This window comes from Vibrio sp. 1S139, from assembly GCF_041439475.1.
GTDB lineage: Bacteria > Pseudomonadota > Gammaproteobacteria > Enterobacterales > Vibrionaceae > Vibrio > Vibrio crassostreae_C.
Map to the genome: position 1 here is coordinate 1 of NZ_JBGOOD010000034.1, position 18808 is coordinate 18808.

Genomic DNA, 18808 nt, shown 5'->3' on the forward strand with positions numbered 1-18808 from the left:
TTGTGGATTTAGCACTATTAGATCATATTTGTTAACAAAGTGCGATCCCGCCCTGGTTTGCTTGCAACTTTGTAACTATGGGAACATCAGCTGCAGCCCAATCTAAAGAAGTTAGTTCATCGAGATTTAACCACAATGCTTGAATATGCTCAGTAAGTACTATCTTTCGGTTTTCGACAGGACATAAATAAGCGTGCATCGTGATATGAAAGTCAGGGTAAGCATGCTCAACCGTCATGAAATAATCTACATGTTCGATATTCAGATGCAGCTCTTCATTCAACTCTCTTTTAATGGCTTCTTCTCTCTGCTCACCTACTTCCACTTTCCCGCCGGGAAATTCAAACTTCTCATGGATATAAGCTAACTTTGAAGGACCGCGCTGAACACACAAAGTTTTATCTTCATGTTGAATAATGGCCGCTACTACTTCTATTTTTTTAACCATATTCACTTGCCCCTAACTATTCTTCTTATAATTCTCAGCCTGCTCTAGCACGCCTTTGTAAACATCATCATTGGCAACTGGTGGGAAGCCGTATTTGTGTAGCAGTAAGATTAAATCCACTTTCAACTTGGCTTTGATGTCATCGCGGCCTGCCCAGTCTGGGTATTGAGCGACATTGTCTACTGTGGTTTTCATCTCCTTCGCCAGTTCGAGCATCTTGTCATCGTCGTAAGTGAAATCGTACTTCTTGCGCATGTGGTTCAAGATATCGAGGAACGCTTTCTCTTCTAGGTCGATGCCTAGGTCTTCAAACGAGCCCATTTCTTTCACGATATCAAAGATAATGTCCGTCATTTCTTGAGAGAAGGTATCGAACTCCTCGCCATTCAACACATCATTTTCACGGCGTTCGTTATACTGCTCCACCAGCGATTGGAAGCGCTTAGAGAAGTTCATGCCTTGCAGCTGGTTGACCTTTTTAAAATCACTTATCGCCTTCTCTAACAGCTTTTGAAGCAACTGAATCTTGGTGTTTGGCAGCTTAATCTTGTTGATACGAGCTAGGTAATCTTCGTCAAAAATATCGATAGCTTCGGCGTGCTCATCACCAATCGTAAAGATCTCTTCTACTCCATCGGCACGAAGTGCTTCTGCCACTAACTCACGAACACGTCTATTCATTTGTGCCGTGTCTGGTGCATCACCTTTGGTTAGCTTAAAGATGATAGAGCGCACTGCGATATAGAAGTGAATTTGGTCACGCTCTTGCTGAGATAACAATTCACTACCACAGCAAACATCATAAGCCGCCTTCATACGGCCCACTAAAGCCATGAATCGGGTTTCGCCTTTCTTGGTTTGAAGGATGTATTCTGCCGACTGATTAAGGCACTCCAGCTGCTTACACGGCTCTCCTGTGTAATAACATGACGTATCGAGCTTGTGGAACATCTGTCTTAATAGATCGAGGTGGTTCTTCACCTCAATGACAGAAAAACGAATATCTTCAAAGTTAGTCTCATCAGCCTTTGAATACATTGCTAAGGCTTGATTCATTCGCGACTTGATACCAATGTAATCGACAACCAGCCCTTTCGCCTTGCCTTCAAACTTACGGTTAACACGTGAGATGGTTTGAATCAGGTTGTGTTTCTGCAACGGCTTATCGATGTAGATAGTATCCAATTCAGGAACGTCAAAACCTGTTAACCACATGTCGACTACAATGGCTATTTTGAAATTCGACTTAGGACTCTTAAACTGCTGGTCGAGCGATTTTCGATATTCCTTGGTTCCTAACAGGCTGTACTGATCAGGATCATCGTCTTTGCCGCGCGTCATCACCATTTGCACCATCGCAAGTGGCTTTAACTCTTCTTTCTCTTTATCAGTCAGCTCGACGCCATCAATTGATAGCTTTTCCTCAAACCATTCTGGCCTTAATATTTTGACTTGCTTATAGAAATCAAACGCAATTTCACGACTCGCACAGACAAACATCGCCTTGCCCTTTATCGTGGAACCTTCTTTAACTCGCCCTTCATAATGTTCAACAAAGTCTTTCGCCAAAGCTTCAATACGGTCAGGGTCGCCAAGAATCGCGTTCATATTGGCAGAAGCTTTCTTGCTCTCTTCTATCTGATGTTCATTGGTGCCCGCTTCTGCGCACGCTTGGTAGTATTTCTCGACCTCTTCAAGCTTGCTGTTATCAAGAATGACTTTAGCGGCTCGGCCTTCATAAACAATACGAACCGTAATTTCATCATTAACAGATTCTGTCATGGTGTAGCTGTCTACTGCATCACCGAATACATCAAGGGTGGCATCGATCGGCGTTCCGGTGAAGCCAACGTAAGTCGCGCTTGGCAGAGAGTCGTGTAGATACTTAGCAAAGCCGTATGTCTCTTTCACATCGACGGCTACACCATCTTGATATTTGATCACCACTTTCTTATCGAGGTTGACCTGTGAACGGTGCGCTTCATCAGAAATACAGATGATGTTTGTACGCTCTGAAAGCAATTCGATGTCTTCGGTGAACTTATGAATGGTAGTCAGGAACACACCACCACTCTTGATGCCTTGTAGCTTATCTCTTAAATCTTGACGGCTTTTAACTGGCACCACCATCTCATCACCAATGTAATCAGAGGCATTACAGAACTGTTTAGAAAGCTGGTCATCGAGATCGTTGCGGTCGGTAATAAGTACAATGGTCGGGCTTTCAAAATCGATGCTTTTCATCAATAGGCGAGATAGAAACTGCATGGTAAAGCTCTTACCACACCCTGTTGCACCAAAGTAAGTACCGCCTTTACCACTACCGTATGGCTTACGTTCTTTGTCGATGTTGTAGTAAAGCTTACGCGCTGCGTAGTACTGCGGGTAACGACAACAGACTTTTATCTCTTTCTTAGAGGTATCAGGGAAGAAGACAAAGTTCTTCACTACATCAAGTAATCGAGTTTGGTTAAACAACCCGGCAATCATGGTGTAGAGGGAATTAATACCCTCTTTTTCGGTAGACTCGTTGCCCGTTACTTTGCGCCACGCGTAAAAAAACTCATACGGCGCAAACAGGTTGCCCATTTTGTTGTTCACGCCATCGCTGATGATGCACATCGCGTTGTAGACGAACAGCTTGGGAATATCACGGCGATAACGAACGCAAATTTGCTTCCATGCATCAAAGATGGTCGCGTCTTTCTCTCGCACGGCACTTTTGAATTCAAACACCACCAGCGGTAAGCCGTTCACATAAAGGATGCCATCAGGGATTCGAACTTGTTCATCGACACCTTCAATCTCTAGCTGGTTAACGATTTTATAGATATTGGTATCAGTCGGGTCTAGGCGATATGTTTCTAAGTAACTAACATTACCCTCTGCAACTTCTCTATCAGTATTATCTGATTTAGATTTATTCTCTAGCAACGGGACAAACATCAAGCGTAAGGCTTGTGCCAAATGTCTTGTGTCGATTAACTCAATATAGAGGTCTTTCTTTGAGCGATCTTCACGCTTAAACAGAAAGCCATTGGTTAGCCATTGGCAGAAGGTTTTATTGCTATGGTATAAATCACTGGCAGGCAACGTTGAGATCATACGAACAATGGTGTCAATTTCGCTCTCGGTTATAGCATCGCCTCGGTACTGCTTGGCAAGGTAGCGGCGTAAGTCATCTAAGATGAGTACTTGTTCTTTGTCTTCACGCGCTATTTGTTCACCCACTACGTGTGGGTAGCCTTGCTCACCCAATAGCTCAATAATGGCCTGTTCGAGTTTGGCTTCAGTAAATTTTAAGCTCATCGCCTTTTCCTACTGCTGTTTGACGTTGTTTGTTGTTTTCTAAATTGAGTTATTTAAATTTGTTTTGTAGTAACTCGGTTTCGGGCTTTGTTCCATTTTCTCAACACCGCAGATCTTGTCACCTCCGCAGAATCAGATATATTTTGAATAATATTTCTGAATTAAAGCGAACATATTACGCTTACGCTTGTACGTGGTAGCGAGTTGCGCCACCTGACTATAAAATGTCGCCAATTGAGTAGGATGCGATTTCAGCATATTCTCTAAACGTCGAAGTAACTCTAAAGCTTGATCGTAAGCCGTATTATTGGTCTGTTCGATATAAGATGAGACTGCTCGCAGATAATAATCCAGCGTATTTTCAGGTTTATCATCCACAATATGATCGGCAAGCGAAATAAGTCCTTGTATTGATATTTTATGTTCGGCAACCCATTCGCACGCTTTGTCTAATTGCTGGTTATCGATATAGAACAGAACCAAGGCATCCGTACGATCAGAAGCTTGATTATAGCGGTCTGGTTGTTGATAGGCATTGGCAAGTAGCAGTTCAGTGCGGGAGAAAAATTCAACATCATCAATTTGGTAATTGGCTTTAAACTTCGCTAACTGTTGATAATATTGAAAGCTTGGTGATTGTTCTAACAAACGGTTAGCTAATACCCATGCAGAATGGATTTCACCTAGTTCAACATAAAGACGGAATTGAGCTTGTTCGCACGCACGAAGTTCATAATCACTCGCCATTTTTTTCGCCTTAGCTAACCAAAACTCAGCTTCTAACGGCTCTTGCTCATCAATGAACATATCAACAACTTCAAGATAATCTCGACACGTTCGTGCTATTTTTTGTTTAATTTCCGCCACTTCACGCCAATCGGAGCTGTGTTTCATTAACGGAACTGCCCATGAGCGTAAGTTCCAGCTACTCTCATCTTGCGATGCTTGATCTATCGCTTGGCGGCATAAGGTTAGAAAGTGGGTGTTAGATTGCCAAATCGCTCCAAAACTCTCTTCAATCGAAGGAAATACGTCAAATTCGTAATGGGTCAAACGCTCAAACATCCACTGCGCTTTCTCTTGCTCACTCCAATTAAGCTTTGCCAGCGTCTTTGGCATGTGTTCGTTAATCATGCTTTCAATGCCATAACGATCGCCATTGGAGTCATCAATTTGCTCTAGCACCTTATTCAACCGTTCAACAAGGTAGTTGATTAATTTCCATTGATGATCGGCGTTAAGGCTTTGCATTGATTCAATGATCATGTTCAATTGAATTTCTGCTGAGTTGAAATAATCATGGCTTTCTCGCCAATCCCAGAGCTGTTCTCGCGGTAAGGCTTGGGTAACCAACTTTTTCAGCTCGCCATATACGGCTGGCTTTTCGCGTATTTCAATTTTTGTCAGCAGTGCATTCCATGTGTACTCATCTTCTTCTAGGTATTCGAGTAGCATCTCTACCATGGCCTCTTCACCAAGGCTTTGCAGGTGATTTTTTATGGTATCTCGTTCACTACTTTGGTTTAAAGCTTGTTCTTGGTCTTGTAGGCAAAGGGCAACCGCCACGCCGTGCTTGCACAGCATTTGATATTGCGCCGCAGGGCAAGTACAAGTGCCAACCAGATCGCCAGTGAAATCGAGGCTCACTTGATAATTGAGGCTGCCTTTGACCTGTGCGGTCGCGGTGTTGCCAACAAGGTTAAGCTTGCGTACTGCACCACTGCGTGAAAGCAAGATGCCTTTTTGCAAAGTGCTTGTTTCACACAGTGTCGTCAATTCAGAAATGTCGATTTCACGAGTATTAGTTGCGTTCATTATATTATGGTTCCACCTACGCTTTGCTTTGTTCTATTTCGGATTCATCTAATTCCCACCTTCGTTATCTCAGAACCGAGGCGCGAGGTATCTGAGATCTCGCTTTTCATCCACACCAAAAACGAGATTCCTGATAAGTTCGTTCCTCACTTTCTGGAATGACGAAAGGTTACTCTGCTAGTGCTTTAGCTTGCTCTACTTGCACGTTTTCTAAATCGATTTCGCCGGAAAGCAATTTAGGAAGTAGCGTGTCACGTAGCGATGCAAGCGATTCATTTTCACCAGTATTTTGAGCCATCATAGAACACAGATTCCCAACAATGGCCTCATACTTCTCGATGATGCTTTTAGGTGGAACAACTACTTTGAAATGCTTGAGCGTAGGTCCGCTCCAACTAGGGAATGTTGAGCCTGTTGTAAGGATCAATAAGTTATTTAACTGGCTTTTAAATAGGTAATTGGCAAAAGCTGGATAATCATCGGATCGTACAGAACATACACCTCTACCTAGGCAATATTCGCCATCACTTACTACATAACGACCAGTAGTTGAACCGCGAACGCATACGATGAGATCCTTATCTTTAGACAATTTTGTAGGCGCTGTTGTCCATTTTTGAGCAACAGGGTGATAAACACCAAACTCCACAGGACCGTTCACCAAAGGCGTTCCTACATTCTGGTCATTGTATGTGGTCCCTTTAGGTGACTGACCCATAATGACATCTACGACTGATGACAATGAATCAACTTCCCATCCCTCTGGAATAAAACCCAACTCAGACTCAACTAGCTTTTCTGGGAATAGCGAGGCAGTCGCAGTATCCATACCCTCTGGCTGCTCGCCATTCATTTTGGCTTTCACTGGATCGAAGTCGACAAACCATGACTTGAAAATGGCTTGCGCCATTTCTTCTAGGGTTTGGTTTATCTCATAGTTGAGGTGAATCTTATCATCCAGCTCGCCTAAAACCGCAGCAATACGATTTTGCTCTTCTAAAGCAGGAATCGGAAACAACAGACGTTCAAGAGTTTGCAGGTTTATATTGTCTTGTACACTACCAGTAGCTTGTGCCTGAATGCGCTTCCTTAACAATCGGAATACGTACTCTATGAAGTAAACATTACACTTCGATTCATCAGCTATAAATCCAATTACGCTATCTGGAAAACAAGCTGGATAAGTAAGTATCCCTGTTTCGGCTATGTTTGCGGCTATGGTGATACACATAGTACCTTTCGGCCATAACCGACTCTGAGCTAAACCCTCTTCGCTATACGTCTGAGAGTGTTGGGTAATGCGGCCTTTAGAAGCCTTTACATCACCAGTTTGAACAAATGGGTAAGGCCCACCGTACAAGTGAGCCGCATCTCGTGGACGATGACGTGAACGCCCTCGATTTACTTCACCTAGGTCGCTGAGTTTTACCTGATACCACCCTTCAGGAACGTGAAGTTCAAAGCTCATAACCTAACCCCGCTAGGTTCTTCTTAATCTCGGCTTCTAAGGTTGCGGACTCGGCAAACTGTTTACTTAGCTTTGAAGTCAATATCGTCATCTTTTCAGCAAACGGAATGCCATCATCTTCTACGTCAGCTGCGCCAACATAACGCCCCGGAGTAAGTACAAAATCATTGGCTTCAATGTCGGCAATGGTCGCTGACTTGCTAAAACCAGCTTGGTCTTGATACTTCTCTACTTTACCGTCACCACGCTCAATACGCGCTTTGAGTTCTGCGTCATCACAACGCCAAGCATGGTATGTGTCGGCAATCAGCGCGATGTCGTCTTTAGTCAGCTCTTTATTGGTGCGGCTAATCATGGTGCCCATTTCACGGGCATCAATAAACAGCGTCTCTTTTTGGCGGTTACGGAAACCTTTGGTGGTGTTCTCGGTTTTGTCTTTAGTGATAAACCAAATGCACACAGGGATCTGCGTAGTAAAGAACAGCTGCCCCGGCAGAGCAATCATACATTCAACGCGATCGTTCTCGATAAGCTGCTGGCGGATTTCCCCTTCACCGGACGTGTTTGAACTCATTGAGCCGTTCGCTAATACAAAACCTGCCGTGCCTGTTTCACTTAACTTAGAGAGCATGTGCAAAATCCAACCGTAGTTGGCATTACCTGTTGGCGGTGTACGATAGCCAGCAAAGCGCGCATCATCGGTTAGCTCTGCTTTATTACGCCAACCTTTAAGGTTAAACGGTGGGTTAGCCATGATGTAATCGGCTTTCAAGTCTTTATGCTGATCAGCAAAAAAGGTATCGGCTGCACGCTCACCCAAATTGCCTGATAAGCCGCGAATGGCTAAGTTCATCTTCGCCAGTTTATAAGTGGTCGAGGTCAGCTCTTGGCCATAAATCGCGATATCTTTGGTGCGCCCTTCGTGCTCTTTAATGAACTTTAAAGACTGAACAAACATACCGCCGGAGCCACAAGCCGGATCGTAGATCTTACCTTGGTAGGGTTCGAGCATTTCAGCTAACAGTGTTACCACTGACTTAGGCGTATAGAACTCGCCACCACCTTTGCCTTCGGTTGCTGCAAACTTGCCTAGGAAGTATTCGTAAACACGACCGACTAAGTCCTCTTCGCTCATGTCACATTCGTTCGCCAGCGTATCGATGTTTTCAATGCTATCGATAAGTGACGCCAGCTTTTTCACTTCCAAACCTTGGCGCGAGAAGTAGTTGTCTGGCAGAGCATCTTTCAAGCTTGGGTTGTTTTTTTCAATAGTCGATAAAGCGGTATCAATGATGATGGCGATATCATCTTGCTTAGCGCGTGCTTTAACAAATGACCAACGCGCATCTTCTGGTAAAAAGAAGATGTTGTCTTGTTGGTAGAACTCTTTCATCTCAACAAAAGCTTCTTGCCCGTCGTCTATCATCTTCTGACGGCGTGCTTCAAACTTGTCGCTGATGAACTTTAAGAACACAAGGCTTAATACCACGTGTTTGTATTCAGATGACTCAACACTGCCACGCAGCTGATTAGCGGTATCCCAAAGGGTCTCTTCAAAGCCTTTGGTCGCTTTTTTAGTTTTTGAAGCGGGCTTAGCTTTTGAGGCAGTTTTCTTGTTAGCGGGTGCTTTTGCCATGTTCTTAATTACTCGAATAATGTAGGACTTGGCTCTTAACAGCAGAGCCAAGATTTATTGCGTGGTATTGTATCGTAAATGCGACTTTTTGCATTGATTAAGAGTTACTTATGATAAATAAATAGCAACTAAATTTGGGTAACTTCTCCCGTAATTTCAATATGTTTTTCAACGCTAATTGGAAACTCTTCAGTACTGAAAACCACTAACTTTTGCCCAGCTCTAGTCATTGCTACATAAAGTTTACGCATTGATTCTTGCAATACTTCTTCTCTTTCCGAATCACTCAACTCTAGATTCTTAGGCTGGTTAATTATTTGACCACAACCAAGAACGAACACCGTACCAGACTCCATACCCGTACAACTATTGATATTAAGTAGCCTAATTTTGCTGCCTACGTTATCCGCTAACTCTTTGGAGTTGTTGTAGTTAATGACCTTGTTTGAACCAATACGTTTTTCAATGTCTTGCTTTAGCGACCATGGATTATACTCTGGGCTACATAAAACCATGATCTGATGAAGAGCGACTGTTCCCAACAGCACCAGGGCTGCGAGTTCGTTCAGGAACCTCTTTTTCTCATCTTGAGCATTTCGAGAATATATAATTTGGGGTTTGTGTCCTCTTGCCATTTTTTCATAGTCAGGCTTCACGTAATCTTCAGGGCTTCCTTCGAGATCATCGAGCAGAGCGTTCGCAGCGACCATTATTTCATAAGTCGTTCTGTAAGAATGATTCAAACGCTTAGTGCGCCCTCGAACATTCAAACCTACGCTCTTCCAGCTTAAACGGCTTTTTAAGAAACCTTGGTTGGGATCAGCACAAATAAATAATTGTCCCCCCGGCGTCAATGAGCGTTTAATTAACTGTAACCAAGATGGCGCGAAGAATTGAGCCTCATCAAGCAGTATGTGATCAAACTGTTCAAGAGGCTTGTCTGATAACGCAACTTCCTTAATATACAAACTCGGTAGGTATTTCTTAACCGACGACAACCGAGCAGAAAAATCAACATATAGCTGCCAAATATGTTCTCGCTGACTTTTTTGTAGTGCAAACCCACGACCCTGTCGATCGAATTCCAAGTACTCTTCTTTGTCTTTAATTAAATAGTCATTGATGTACTCTAGTTCGGACCAAATCTGCTCATCTGTTAACGATAGTTGCGTGTAAGCTTCATTTTTATCACTTAAAACGGTCTTCTTTTCTTCTTTCATATTCGCATCGCCAAATACTGGCTTAACACGCTGATGGCTTTTACTGTACTGCTTTAGCGCAAACGAGTGAAAGGTGGTAATTTCAAGGTTATCAGGTTTACCTTTAAGCCAGGTTTCGAACCTGTACTTAATATCTTCCGTCACTGGCTTATTGTGTATCGCAAGAAGGACCTTTTTTTCCGGGTATTTTTTACAATACAAAACTGCACGATTAATTAAAATCAGAGTTTTCCCACTCCCAGCGACCCCATTTATCAACCTTACTGAAATGTCTTCCTGACCTTCTTCTTCAGAATCGACAGACTCAACCATATCTAGCCTAGTAGCCAATTCTTGATCGTAATCTAAAAAAAATGGGAGCAGCTTTGCGGTATTGTCTACGGAGGTTTTTCCTCGACGAGTACTACACTGTGCGGGAATAACCGACTCCGGAAAAAACGTGCGCTTGATTCGTGAATGTGAGTCGATTGTGAACTCGGTTAGTGCGGCGTGGATTAGTTTTTCACCACGCTCAATAAACGTTTTGTTCTCAATTATTTGTACATAATCAGAGAAAGAACTATCAACTTGGAGAGAACCGTCAATTGGGAAAGTACTTTCTTCTTCCACAATCATATTATCGACGACAGCTAGATACTGAATAGGCTTTAAACCTAACGTCAACATCGAGTCATTAAACTTCAACAATTTAGAAAGACTAATACTATCTGGTTTCTCTGAATGGACTCCAACAAACACCCAACTATTGCAAGGCCCCTCAATAATACAAGGAGCAACTTGTAGAGACTCTAATAATGACTCACGAATAAAAAATTCGTCATTGAGTTTATTGAATACCTTTTTGCAATGACGTCGATGCTTGCGGTCTAAGCCTGTAATCGTATCTATATGTGCCATTAATCTACTTCCACCTTATAACAGTGACGAACCAGAGATTTATAATCTTCAATGTTTTGTCGCACCTTAGGATCATCCACCTGTTGCAGCATGCCTTCTGGGATTTCGGGACCTACAATCACCAACTTAGTCTGGGGTCTAGTAATGGCGACATTGAGACGTTCCGCTTGGAAAAAGAATTCAGCGATAGCGCTAATGTATTGCGGATCTGAGGAGCAGAATGAAACTATAATCATTTCCCGCTCTTGGCCTTGCATCCTTTCCACAGTATCCGTTACCACTAATTTTGATCCAAATATCCCTAACTTATCCTGAAGGCAAGACTTTAGAGCTTTGGCATGACCCCGAAACGGTGTAACGACACCTATCTCTTCAGCAGATAGACCCGCTTCAACAGCCGCGGTTATCAAATCGGCCACTAACGCCGCTTCTTTTCTATTTACACTTCGGGCATTGACCCCTGGAGTTTTTATGAATACAGAAGGCCGATTGCTAGAGAGGACCTCAGAATACTTGTGAGGTTTTTTAGGTAGAGAAAATGATGACAGCGTTGGTGGTCTTTTCGATTCTAATTCGCCCTTGTAATAACAGTTACTAGGCCATTCAGTTAAGGCTGGAGACATCCGATAAGTTTGGCTTAACAATACCGAAACCTTTTCATTGCCAAGAATCATCTTAGAGAAAGCCGAACTGTCCTCAAGAACGGATTGAGAAAGTATCACAGGAGGAAGCTGCTTATGATCCCCAACGAATACAAATCGACACCCTTTTCTCATTGCCATTAACGCCAATGGAACGGTAATTTGGCTGGCTTCGTCAAAAATAATGGTGTCGAATGTAAAGCTTTCAAGTCGCTCACTACAGGTAGCAAAAGGTGTCGCACCAATCACATACCCAGTGTCCGGTATATCTTCCCATTTTGATGCGTATTCAAAATGCTGAACCTTATCACTCAGTGATTTCTTACCGCCACTCGCACAAATTTTTGCAACAGGAACCCCTTCCTCTACAATTTTATTGAGTGCATTATTGATCGCCATGTGGGTATGAGAAGTCATGAAAACTCTCTGCCCTGCCTCTACAAGAAGCTTGGCGATAATACTAATAACTTTTGTTTTACCCGTTCCGGGAGGACCTTGAATACACGCTAAGTATTTAGAACCGACACCAAGCCCAACAGCTTCACTCTGCTTTTCATTTAATCCTCGAGATTCGGCATAATCCGCAGCGTCATCAAAGTCTTCGTCATAAATCGTTTCCGTATTCAAATGTCCGGAAAGCATAGGTAGCAATACGTCTCTGCCGACTTTAGATGTTGCTACATCAACCAAAGCTTTGTCATAAAACGGTTTTAAGTCCATGCCTGCAGGGTCGGCATAACAGCCTTCACTTAGTTGTGGAAGTAAGCTTTGATCTACTTTGACTTTGAGCAACCACTCTCCATCGTTTTCAGCTTCAATAGCTACTTGGTCAAATACCTTATGGTTACTTGGGTCGCCAAGATGCAAACAAATCATGTCGCCTTCTCTAAAGCGTGATTCGTTATCACCTAATACGACTTCCAGATGATTAGACCCGGAACACCTTACTGACTCTATTCGTTGAGTTTCGCCTTTTAATAGTTTTTCTTCTAAAGGTTTCTTCCAAATTTCTAGAAGGTTTTCCATGCTAGCTTCATGTTCTGCATACACAAAAGCTTGTAATTCTTTTAATACCGGAGTGAGTTCCATACCTAGCTTACCAACGTGAATTTGTACTCAAAAATGAGAATATTCATCAATACGAATAAACTATACCTTATTTTTTGAACGGCCATCACGTCAACTACACATTAGCTAAATTGTTAATTACATCCATTAGTAGACAAAGATCATCCGATATTCTCAATCAATTTCAATGAGTAACAGTGGTTTCTAAGAGGAGGATGAGGAAGTATGGTTACTGATGAAGCCTAAAATTGAATAATTTTTGGGGCTTATCTTCTGACTTTTGTTAATAAGTTCCCTAAGTTTGCATTACATAAAGCACTATGAGCAAAACATAACATGAGCATAGCCACCCCTATGGTTATACGTCACTCTCACGTTCGAACATAATTAAATCAGACACATCACAATCAAAGTACTGACACAAAGCATCAAGAGTTTTTGTGGTTGTAGTGTACCCTTCGTCTCGAATCATTTTCGCCATGGCCGAACGCTGAATACCTATTTCGGCAGCAATTTGAGCTCCAGAGATCTTCCGTCCCTCTTCCGAAGATTTTTTCTCAATAAGTTCCTTTAAGTTATATCTAATCACACATTAATTCCTAAAAGATATAATAATGTGTCTTGATAAAACACAAAAGTGTGGTTAAGCTGATTTTGTGTCTTGTTAAAACACAAACAATGGAGGTCAAACGGACCAATTATTACTTACAGCAAAAGAGCTTGCAGGTCGTATCAAATTTAGCGCCAACTATATCAATTCGACTCTGCGAGATTCAATTTTCATCGAAGGCAAACACTACATTCGACCATTCAATGGTAGAAAAATTCTCTACATTTGGGAAGAGGTAGAGGCAGAATTATACCAATCTGCATCACGTAACCTTCAGTATATTCCAATGGCTGGCGGGAGGGTGTGTCATGGGTAGTATCAATTCACGTAGCGGTAAGCTCTATCTCGACTTCCGATATGAAGGTATGCGTTGCCGTGAGCAAACTGCACTGCCTGCAACTCAAGTAAACCAACGCAAGCTACAGAAACTGCTAAATCAAATTGAAGCGGACATTCGCCTGAGTTGTTTTGTATATAGTGAGTACTTCCCTGAGTCTAAGAAAGCTCAAACATTTTTGAAACAAGACATCCAAGCTCAAAAACGCAAACAGGAATTACTTGGTAATTACAAAACGGCAGTACAAGAGCTACAAGGAATTGAAACTGTCTTGTTCGAAAGCTTCGCACAGGAGTGGTATGACGAAAACGAAGTGCGTTGGAAAGAGAGCTATAAGGACAGTATGAAGGTCTACTTATGGTCGTACCTTGTACCCCACTTCGGGCATTTAGACGTCGCGAAGATCTCTCGACCTGACATCTTAAAGTACCGTGCTTCTTTAGTGAAACCGCGTAACAACGGCAAAAAATTATCTGCCGAGTTCATTAATCATGTCATGACACCACTGCGCATGATTTTGAGCGAAGCCGCAGATCGCTACGATTTTCGTTCGACGTTTGAAAACATCAAACCACTACGTGTTGAACGCACTAATGTAAACCCGTTTGATTTTAACGAAGTGAACTTGTTTTTATCATCGGTACGTTCCGATTTTAAAGATTACTTCACCGTCCGATTCTTCACCGGAATGCGCACCTCAGAGATCGATGGTCTGAAATGGAAGTACGTAGATTTTGAGCGTGGTTTAATTTCAGTTCGAGAAACGTTTGTACACGGCCGTTCAGACACAACGAAAACGGTGGGTTCAACAAGAGACATTCAAATGTCATCTGTTGTACTTAAAGCTATAAAATCCCAATACAAAGTGACTGGTACTAAGGAGTATGTGTTCTGCAATGCAGCTGGAAACCCTTTAGATAAAGGTAACGTCAGAGACCGAATCTGGAAGCCGACACTTAAAAACTTGGGAATGGAATATCGCCGCCCTTATGAGACTCGACATACGGCTGCAACATTATGGTTAGCAGCCGGAGAAGCACCTGAGTGGATAGCTCGCCAAATGGGCCATACCACTACAAAAATGCTGTTCACAGTTTACAGCCGATATATACCAAACCTAACCAGGCAAGACGGCAGTGCTTTTGAAAAGTTATTAGATGCTAATTTAAATGGAGGAAAGTAAATGGCTTATTCACCTCTAGCTATTCACTGCACCAGTTTGTGCTGTGACATTCTTCAGGCTCAGCGTTTTCAGAAAATCTCTCATCAAGATATTGATTGGCTATACGATGAAATTTACGAACTTATCAAGCAACGTACTGAACTGTGGCCAGATAAATTCCATCATGAACATGTCTTTATTGATTCAGTCACGCGCGGTGTACTAAAAGCACTACATCTATGTAAAGACAAACCAAATAATCGAGATGCCAGTTGGCTGTTGATTGCAATGCAATCACGGATCAGTTTTTCTTTGAAGCAATTGCATTAATGAGAGCTACTCAAAAAAGAGCCAAATGAACCCATGTTTATTTGGCTCTTTTCTATTTCCCATTTTTGAACATTTCTATACTCTGCTTGAATCTACCCTCACCTACAACTGGCGCCTAGTTCACCTTGAAATAACTCATCAGCCATCACCCGTTAACAAGAACACTATAATTTGTTGCACACCCACTTCACTGGCCGCACAAAGTTAACGTTGATAACTTGAGCCTAAGTTCTATAGTAGTTTTGCATTAACCGTATTGCTGGACCCTTCAAACCGCACCAGACTCAGATTAACGAGAGCATTCTTTTTAAAAATGTGCTGATGACTATTTCTTAAATGTTCTGTTACTCCAAACTGTAGATGCTTAGAAGGTTGTCACAGCATGGTCACCACGCGGTCACAAATCGAGTTTGAGAGATATGAGTCACTTAGCTCATCCAATAATTATTCAACGGGGAGGCAGACAAGAATGATGCTATTTAAGGTACTTTCCAGAAACGCAGACACAAAAAAGCCCACGCTAGGTGGGCTTTTTGCTTGTTCAGAAAGAACGAATTTGGTGCCCGCTACTGGACTCGAACCAGTGACACCTTGCATGTCATGCAAGTACTCTAACCAACTGAGCTAAGCGGGCGATGTTCTAGTTTCTTATTACTACCATTGTGACAAACTCAATAGTTATGCAATAAAAACAAATAAGGAATGGTGCGTCCGAGTGAACTCGAATCACCGACCCCCGCCATGTCAAGGCGGTACTCTAACCAACTGAGCTACGGACGCATTCCCTTAGAACGCCAACGATGATATCCATGATAAACAGATGGTGCAAGTATTAACTGGCATCTTGCGATTCGTTTGCTCACTTTGCAATCAAAGACATAACAACATGTCGATTTTACACCCAGATTATCGTCAAACCGCTGAAAAACAAAGTTTAGTTAGAAAAAATTCTAATCCTTGATGACAACCAATTAACTAACCTAATGTGTTCAATTTGGGATTTTTGTTGTCTATACCGTTTTTCTTGGCCTTTACAGTAACCATACAGGTATAGATCAATGCCTATATTTAGTGTCAAAAATTTTGCTTGCCCATTGGGTTACCGTAGTATTTTGATCATTATAAGTGAAAGGCACGCAGAGGCTTTGTAACTCACTGAAATACATCATTCATAAAAATCACCACGATTTTGTAATCGTCGTCATCGAATTACTAGGCCGCAATGACTAAATTCGGATTTTTCATATAAAGTGGCCGGGTTATTACCAACATACATAAATACGATAGCACTCTATAGTCGAAAAACATCAGCTACAATTAATCTCCCTCAAGAGCAACAATCTATAAGCAATTCAAAACCCAACCCCACACATCATAGCTATTTTGAATACATACAGCACAGTAATACATAATGAAATTTGCATAATGGTAAAGCGCGCCTATATTCATAACCTGTAGGAATCAATAATCTAAATTCAATGCTATACGTGAATTTATGGTTTGCGATAAATACAAGTGTGAAAAATAGGGAATAAATTATGAAAAAATCACATATCGCCATTGCAGTGGTGAGCATACTATCGACATCTGCCGTATCGGCGGCGACCATTTATGAGACAGATGAAACAGTATTCAATATCGGCGGCCGCGCAGAAGTTCGAGGGAATTTCTCTGATGCGAATAAAAGTGCTGGTAATAGTAGCACCTATAGTGATAGATCACGTGTCCGCTTAAGTGTCGATGGCACACAATAAGCGTCGGACGATGTTTCCTTTTTTGGGAAATATGAATTCGAACTAACAGAGTCTGAAGATGGCGCATCAGATGATATCGGCATTAACACTCGATTCTTATATACGGGTGTTCAAACCAATCACGGTAACGTCTATTATGGCCACCAAAATAATGCCGTTACCTACTTAACCGATTGGACGGATATGGCTGAAACCTTCAGCGGCTATATCAATGAATACACGGTGTCGACTGCTGATCGAGCAAAAAATGTTTTACGTTATGAACTGACAAGCGACAACATCACCTTTCAAATTGATGGCAATTTCAATTCAGATAGTGAATCAGCACAAAGTGACGGCTTCGGTGCAGTTGTCGCCGGCAGCACTTCGATTGGGTTAGATATTGGCGTCGGTTATGCGTCAAGTGATGAAACCTATGGCGTTGGGACAGATACAGAAACTTCTGATGCCTATATTGGTGCGGTTAAGTACACCAACGATCAGGGGGTTTGGTTCGCCGCACTCTATCAATTTGGTAGTATTTCAGGTCTAGGCGTAAAAGATTCAGACTACGATTCTGCCGATGCTTACTTGGGATACTCGTTTGGTGTCAACACCGTCAACCTGACCTACAGCTACTTTGAAGCTGACGATATTGCAGATTACGACATTAACTTTATCGGTCTAGAATACGCACGTTATATTGGCGATGTGGCCTTCTTTGGTAGTTATAAGTTTAACATGTTAGACGAGGGCGAAGGTGGGCAAGGCGATAACGACGAAGATGAGCTACAGCTCGGTATGCGTTACGCGTTTTAGTCTAAACCAATCCACTTAATATTAGTAAAGCCGAGCATAATCAATGCTCGGCTTTTTAGTTTGTATAACTTATTCGTATCCAAGCGATTGAATGGAGTCCAACCGGATGCATTACTATCGATACCAACTATTCTTCAACATCGAATACAACGTTGTAGTTTTCGGTATAGGTGCAGTTTGGCTGGCGGCTACAAGTGAAGAAGCGTCGGCCTTTGTAATCGCCTTGGCTTGCCAGTTTGATGATCATTGGGCTACCACACTTCTTACAAAATCGCACTTCTTTTGATGGCTCGATTAAATCGATGTGTGCTGCCAGTAACCTCTTCAAACGGCTCACTTGGTAGCTGTGTTTAATAGATGCACCAATCAGAGGTAAACCTGCCGATTTACACACGTGAATTAGTAGCTTTTCGCGATCGACTTTCCCTTTATTGAGCTCTTTGCCGTTATCAAGTTCGATAATAACGCGGGGCTCTAGCGTTCGCGGGTCGCAAACAACAAAGTCGAAGTAACTACGTGAGATCTTGTTGTTGGCGATAAACCAATTCTTCTTATTGTTCGTCTTAGCAGGAACAAGTACGTTCGACATGCTGACTTTAGCAAACACTTCCCCATGGTTGCCCACAGCTGATTTTAGCGCATTATAGAATGTCGCCTGTTGCGCCGACATCAACGCGCCTTTCTTCTGATAAGCGTGGTCTTTGGTGTCATCGTGTTTCACCACATACTTTTGAATAAAGTAAAAGAACACAACCAGAACAATTACAACGATAAAGATATTAGTCATTTTCCAACACAATCAAGTCTGTATAGGGATTAAGAGAGTAGCTAGCGTATGTAGAAAAGCATCACCTGGCAAGCAAAAGAGCGAGAGTTGCCAACCAGAATCACGACCTTTGAGCGCAGTGCCCAACGAGAGGTCGCTCCTTCGCTAGACACACCTCTCTTATTTTGATAATTAAATCATCAATTACACTCTAGATTGATTTAGATCAATTTACCTAGATTTGTGATCAACTAGTCTGAAAAACGTTAGGCAAATGTTAATAAGGAAATTGATATGGAACTTAAACAAGACCCAAGATGTTATACCGACGTATGTGTAGATGGTAAATGGTTCCACTATGACCACTGCGGAACCCAAGCCTACATGTTAAAGGGAGGAGCTTCGGCTGTGATTGAACTCGCTAGCGAACCAGCGACAGAAGGAGAATTGGTTGAAATGCTTCAAGGTGTCGCTAAGTAACTCATTTAGAAAATGTTGATATAGATAAACTCGACATATCGCTAAGTAAACCCCACTTCTCACTCAAAT

The 18808-nt window shown here is 42.3% G+C and carries 14 protein-coding genes and 2 tRNA genes; 5 read left to right on the forward strand and 11 right to left on the reverse strand.

Annotation, left to right across the window (positions count from 1 at the left end; all coding sequences use genetic code 11):
* Window positions 1-31: 31 nt before the first annotated feature.
* The 8 genes from ACED46_RS12785 to ACED46_RS12820 all read right to left on the reverse strand — a co-directional run bounded on the left by ACED46_RS12785 (window position 32) and on the right by ACED46_RS12820 (window position 13091).
* Window positions 32-448, reverse strand: a complete 417-nt coding sequence (locus ACED46_RS12785) for a (deoxy)nucleoside triphosphate pyrophosphohydrolase (RefSeq protein WP_371721600.1) — start codon at window positions 446-448, stop codon at window positions 32-34.
* A 12-nt stretch (window positions 449-460) separates the two neighbouring features.
* On the reverse strand, window positions 461-3757 hold the full coding sequence (locus tag ACED46_RS12790) for a type I restriction endonuclease subunit R (RefSeq protein ID WP_371721601.1): 3297 nt from the start codon (window positions 3755-3757) through the stop codon (window positions 461-463).
* 132 nt (window positions 3758-3889) lie between these two features.
* The gene (locus tag ACED46_RS12795; RefSeq protein WP_102398486.1) at window positions 3890-5572 is read right to left on the reverse strand and encodes an SWIM zinc finger domain-containing protein; all 1683 of its coding nucleotides are present in this window, start codon (window positions 5570-5572) and stop codon (window positions 3890-3892) included.
* 169 nt (window positions 5573-5741) lie between these two features.
* Window positions 5742-7040 (reverse strand): restriction endonuclease subunit S, encoded by a 1299-nt coding sequence (locus tag ACED46_RS12800; protein ID WP_371721602.1) that lies wholly within the window; start codon window positions 7038-7040, stop codon window positions 5742-5744.
* The gene (locus tag ACED46_RS12805) at window positions 7030-8676 is read right to left on the reverse strand and encodes an N-6 DNA methylase (RefSeq protein ID WP_371721603.1); all 1647 of its coding nucleotides are present in this window, start codon (window positions 8674-8676) and stop codon (window positions 7030-7032) included. Before ACED46_RS12805 ends, ACED46_RS12800 begins: the two co-directional genes overlap by 11 nt.
* 128 nt (window positions 8677-8804) lie before the next feature.
* Entirely contained in the window at window positions 8805-10793 is a 1989-nt protein-coding gene (locus ACED46_RS12810; protein ID WP_371721604.1) for a UvrD-helicase domain-containing protein, read from the reverse strand.
* The gene (locus tag ACED46_RS12815) at window positions 10793-12523 is read right to left on the reverse strand and encodes an AAA domain-containing protein (RefSeq protein ID WP_371721605.1); all 1731 of its coding nucleotides are present in this window, start codon (window positions 12521-12523) and stop codon (window positions 10793-10795) included. The genes ACED46_RS12810 and ACED46_RS12815 overlap by 1 nt, the downstream gene beginning before the upstream one ends.
* A gap of 337 nt (window positions 12524-12860) precedes the next feature.
* The gene (locus ACED46_RS12820; protein WP_136980188.1) at window positions 12861-13091 is read right to left on the reverse strand and encodes a helix-turn-helix transcriptional regulator; all 231 of its coding nucleotides are present in this window, start codon (window positions 13089-13091) and stop codon (window positions 12861-12863) included.
* A 329-nt stretch (window positions 13092-13420) separates the two neighbouring features.
* On the opposite strand from ACED46_RS12820, the gene ACED46_RS12825 reads away from it, so the two are divergent.
* A complete protein-coding gene (locus ACED46_RS12825) occupies window positions 13421-14632 on the forward strand; it encodes an Arm DNA-binding domain-containing protein (protein ID WP_371721606.1) in 1212 nt (403 codons plus the stop codon).
* Window positions 14633-14941, forward strand: a complete 309-nt coding sequence (locus ACED46_RS12830; protein ID WP_102321029.1) for a hypothetical protein — start codon at window positions 14633-14635, stop codon at window positions 14939-14941.
* 557 nt (window positions 14942-15498) lie between these two features.
* Here the strand turns inward: ACED46_RS12830 and ACED46_RS12835 are convergent.
* Together ACED46_RS12835 and ACED46_RS12840 are read right to left on the reverse strand one after the other, a co-directional pair.
* Window positions 15499-15575: transfer RNA gene (locus ACED46_RS12835), tRNA-Val, on the reverse strand.
* A 69-nt stretch (window positions 15576-15644) separates the two neighbouring features.
* Window positions 15645-15721: transfer RNA gene (locus ACED46_RS12840), tRNA-Val, on the reverse strand.
* A 758-nt stretch (window positions 15722-16479) separates the two neighbouring features.
* Between ACED46_RS12840 and ACED46_RS12845 the strand changes: the two genes are divergently transcribed.
* Together ACED46_RS12845 and ACED46_RS12850 are read left to right on the forward strand one after the other, a co-directional pair.
* On the forward strand, window positions 16480-16695 hold the full coding sequence (locus ACED46_RS12845; protein ID WP_371721607.1) for a hypothetical protein: 216 nt from the start codon (window positions 16480-16482) through the stop codon (window positions 16693-16695).
* A 183-nt stretch (window positions 16696-16878) separates the two neighbouring features.
* Complete coding sequence (locus ACED46_RS12850; RefSeq protein ID WP_371721608.1) at window positions 16879-17493, forward strand: hypothetical protein; 615 nt, start codon at window positions 16879-16881, stop codon at window positions 17491-17493.
* Window positions 17494-17620: 127 nt separating this feature from the next.
* Here the strand turns inward: ACED46_RS12850 and ACED46_RS12855 are convergent, their stop codons facing one another.
* Window positions 17621-18280 carry a DUF2726 domain-containing protein gene (locus ACED46_RS12855; protein WP_017065541.1) on the reverse strand — a complete coding sequence of 220 codons (660 nt, stop codon included), beginning with the start codon at window positions 18278-18280 and terminating at the stop codon, window positions 17621-17623.
* Window positions 18281-18553: 273 nt separating this feature from the next.
* Here ACED46_RS12855 and ACED46_RS12860 point away from each other — a divergent pair, with 273 nt between their 5' ends.
* Window positions 18554-18739, forward strand: a complete 186-nt coding sequence (locus tag ACED46_RS12860) for a hypothetical protein (protein ID WP_017059179.1) — start codon at window positions 18554-18556, stop codon at window positions 18737-18739.
* Window positions 18740-18808: the final 69 nt, after the last annotated feature.